Annotated in this window: 2 protein-coding genes; one reads left to right on the top strand and one right to left on the bottom strand. The window is 59.9% G+C overall.

The genetic code is table 11. The annotated features are described in order from the left end of the window. The first annotated feature begins 65 nt into the window (after positions 1-65). Entirely contained in the window at positions 66-2,492 is a 2,427-nt protein-coding gene (locus tag QZ329_RS15180; protein WP_295753846.1) for a glycogen/starch/alpha-glucan phosphorylase, read from the top strand. Between the two features lie 132 nt (positions 2,493-2,624). On the opposite strand, the gene thrS is transcribed toward QZ329_RS15180, so the two are convergent. Then, positions 2,625-3,910 (bottom strand): threonine--tRNA ligase (gene thrS / locus QZ329_RS15175; protein ID WP_295753845.1); only part of this gene is annotated, 1,286 nt, incomplete at its 5' end.

Here is a 3,910-nt window from a genome sequence, read left to right as displayed (position 1 = left end):
AGAAGAAGACATCCGCAAAGAAAGGAACCGCCGCTAAGAAGAAGTCGGCGGAGTGATGAATGCTCATGACATCGATTACGACAAAAGAACTGGAAGAAGCCCTGTCCGCCAAGTTGATGACCAATTTCGGCAAAGCCGCCGATGAGGCCACCGACGGTGAGATGATGCGGGCCAGCGCCCTGGTCCTGCGGGACATGATGGCCCTGCGGGAAGTGGAAACCCGGAAGCGCACCCGTCAGAACAAAAAAAAGCAGGTCCATTATCTGTCCATGGAATTTCTCATGGGCCGGAGCCTGATGAAGAACGCCTACAACCTGGGGCTGCTGCCTCAGCTGAAAGAGGCGCTGGAGCACCTGGGCTTCAAGGCCGGGGACATCTTTGAGATGGAGCCCGACGCCGCCCTGGGCAACGGCGGACTGGGACGTCTGGCCGCCTGTTATCTGGACTCCATGACCACTCTGGAGATTCCCGCCACCGGATACTCCATCTGCTACGAGCTGGGTCTTTTTAAGCAGAAAATTGTGGAGGGCCAGCAGGTGGAACTCCCCGACCACTGGAAGGACCTGGGGGCGGCCTGGCTGCTGCCCAAGCCCGCCGAGGCCCAGCAGGTCTCCTTCGGCGGTACCGTTCGGGAATTCTGGGCCGACGGACACCTCCACATTGTCAATGAGAACGCCACCACCGTGCAGGCGGTGCCCTATGACATGGAGATCGCCGGCTACAATACGGATCATGTGAACGTCCTCCGCCTGTGGGACCCCCGCCCCACCAAGGCCATCGACATGAGCCTCTTTGGCCAGGGCGAGTATCTGAAGGCTTCGGAGGAGGAGACCATGGCCGAGACCATCGCCAAGGTTCTCTATCCCGAGGATAACCACATTGAGGGCAAGTCCCTCCGCCTCAAGCAGCAATATTTCTTCGTCTCCGCGACCATCCAGTCCATCACCGCCAAGCATCTGGATACTTACGGGACGCTGAAAAACTTCCATGAGAAGAACGTCATTCAGATCAATGACACCCACCCCACTCTGGTCATTCCGGAGCTGATGCGCATTTTCATTGACGATACCGGCATGAATTGGGACGACGCCTGGTATATCACCACGCACTCCGTGGCCTACACCAACCACACCGTTCTGGCGGAGGCCCTGGAGCGCTGGCCCCAGACTCTGATGGAGCGCCGCCTGCCCCGTATCTGGCAGATCATCCAGGAGATTTCCAACCGCTGGCAAAAGCACGTGGAGCAATTCTACCACGACCCCGCCAAGACGAAGAAGATGGCCATTATCTGGGACGGCGAGGTCCGCATGGCCAACCTCTGCATCGCCGGCGGCATGGCCGTCAACGGCGTCAGCGCCCTCCACTCCGACATTCTGCGCAACGACGTCTTCAAGGACGCCTGCGACATGGAGCCCAAAAAATTCCAGAATGTCACCAACGGCATTGACCACCGCCGCTGGCTCAGCGAAATCAACCCCGGACTGGACGGTCTCATCAAGGACCTCACCGGCGGCGACGCCTACCTCTCCGACGCCTCCGTTCTCCAGAAGCTGGACGCCTTTGCAGACGACGCGTCCGTGCTGGAGCGTCTGGCTCAGATCAAGCGCCAGAACAAGGAGGCCTTCGCCGTCCACGCCAAACGGAGCCGGGGCGTCATCCTGAACCCCGACGCTATTTTCGACGTGCAGGTGAAGCGGCTCCACGAATATAAGCGGCAGCTTCTCAACGCGCTGCATATCATCGCGCTCTATCAGCAGCTCCAGGACAATCCCAACGCCATTGTCCAGCCCCACACCTTCCTCTTCGGCGCGAAGGCCGCCCCGGGCTACGAAGTGGCAAAGCGGATTATCCGCCTCATCAACTCTCTGGCGGACCAGATTGCCCACGATCCCATCTGCAAGGATAAGCTGCAAGTGGTCTTCCTGGAGAACTACCGGGTCTCCCTGGCGGAGGTTCTGATGCCCGCCAGCGAGGTGAGCCAGCAGATTTCCACCGCCGGCAAGGAGGCCAGCGGCACCGGCAACATGAAGTTCATGATGAACGGCGCGCTGACCATCGGCACTCTGGACGGAGCCAATGTGGAGATGCACGAGGTGCTGGGCGACGAGAACATGTTCCTCTTCGGCCTGCATGCCGACGAAGTGGCGTCCTTGAAGCGGGAGGGCTATGTGCCCCAGCGCTGGTACAACCGGGACGAACGCCTTCGCCGGGCCATGGACGCTCTGCGCACCGGCTTCCGGGACGGCGTCCGGTATGACGATCTCTATCAGCGCCTGCTGCTGGGCCTGGGCGGAAGCCCCGCCGACGAGTACCTGCTCCTGGCGGACTTCGAGTCCTACTGCAACGCGGAAAAGCGTATGGTGGAAACCTATGCCGATCCCCTCAAGTGGAACCGCATGAGCCTGCACAACATTGCCCGCAGCGGCATCTTTGCCGCCGACCGGGCCATTGCCCAGTACGCGGACAACATCTGGCACGTGCCACACAAGTGACTCCCCCTCGTTTTCGAAAGAACCGAGAGCACGCCGCCCCGCCGCTTTGGCTCCCATAGCCGCCGAAGCGGCGGCAGCCCAAGGCACAAAAAGGGACGTATCCAAATTGGATACGTCCCTTTCGTCTGCGGTTTACCGAATGGCTTTGGTGTCAACCTCTTCTTTCAGCTTTGCGGCAAAGTCCTCCAGGCTCATGGCCCCCAGATCCTCGCCGGAGCGGGTGCGGACGGAGACGGTCTGATTCTCCACGTCCCGGTCTCCCACCACCAGCATGTAGGGCGTCTTCTCCAGGGTGGCCTCCCGAATTTTTTTGCCAATCTTCTCATTGCGCACATCCGTCTCCACCCGGAAGCCCAGCTTGCCCAGGGCGGCGGCTGTATCGGCGGCATAGGCGTCCACCCGGTCGGTGACGGTGAGGACCTTCACCTGTACAGGGCTCAGCCAGACCGGGAACGCCCCGGCGAAATGCTCGGTAATGACGCCGATGAAGCGCTCGATGGAGCCCAGGAGGGCCCGGTGAATCATAATGGGGCGATGCTTCTGGCCGTCCTCTCCGGTATACTCCAGCTCAAAGCGCTCGGGCATCTGCATGTCCAGCTGAATGGTGCCGCACTGCCAGGTCCGGCCCAGAGAGTCGGACAGGTGGAAATCCAGCTTGGGACCGTAGAACGCGCCGTCCCCGGCATTGATGATAAAGTCCTTTCCCACCTCTGTGATGGCGGCCTGAAGCGTATCTTCGGCAAATTTCCAGACAGCCTCGTCCCCCATATGATCCTCCGGCATGGTGGAAAGCTCAATCTGGTAGGTCAGTCCGAAGGTGGAATAGATTTCATCAAAAATACGGACGGTATTTTTGATCTCGTCCTTCATCTGCTCCGGCGTCATGAAAATATGGGCGTCGTCCTGGGTAAAGCAGCGGACGCGGAACAGGCCATGCAGCGCGCCGGACATCTCATGCCGGTGAACAAGGCCCAGCTCCGCCATGCGAAGAGGCAGATCCCGATAGCTGTGGGGCTCATTCTTATACACCAGCATCCCGCCGGGGCAGTTCATCGGTTTGATGGCATAGTCCCCTTCGTCAATGACCGTGGTGTACATATTGTCTTTATAATGATCCCAGTGTCCGGACCGATGCCAGAGCTCCTGGTTCAGGATGATGGGCGTCGAAATCTCCACATAGCCATAGCGCTTGTGGACCTGCCGCCAGTAGTCCAGCAGGGTGTTTTTCAGCACCATGCCCTTGGGCAGGAAGAAGGGGAACCCCGGACCCTCGTCGGCCATCATGAAGAGGCCCTGCTCCTTGCCCAGTTTCCGGTGGTCCCGCTTCTTGGCCTCCTCGATCCGCTGGAGGTAGGCGTCCAGCTCGTCCTTCTTCGGGAAGGCAATGCCATAGATGCGCTGGAGGGTCTCCCGGTTGG

It is taken from the genome of uncultured Oscillibacter sp. (genome assembly GCF_910579365.1).
In the GTDB taxonomy this organism is placed as follows: Bacteria; Bacillota; Clostridia; order Oscillospirales; family Oscillospiraceae; genus Oscillibacter.
Note: the sequence above shows the minus strand (reverse complement) of the source record. Positions and strands in the feature narration are given on the sequence as shown.

Coding starts and splice junctions, on each gene's coding strand:
- QZ329_RS15180 (WP_295753846.1), top strand. CDS start 66: ATGACATCGATTACGACAAAAGAACTGGAAGAAGCCCTGTCCGCCAAG.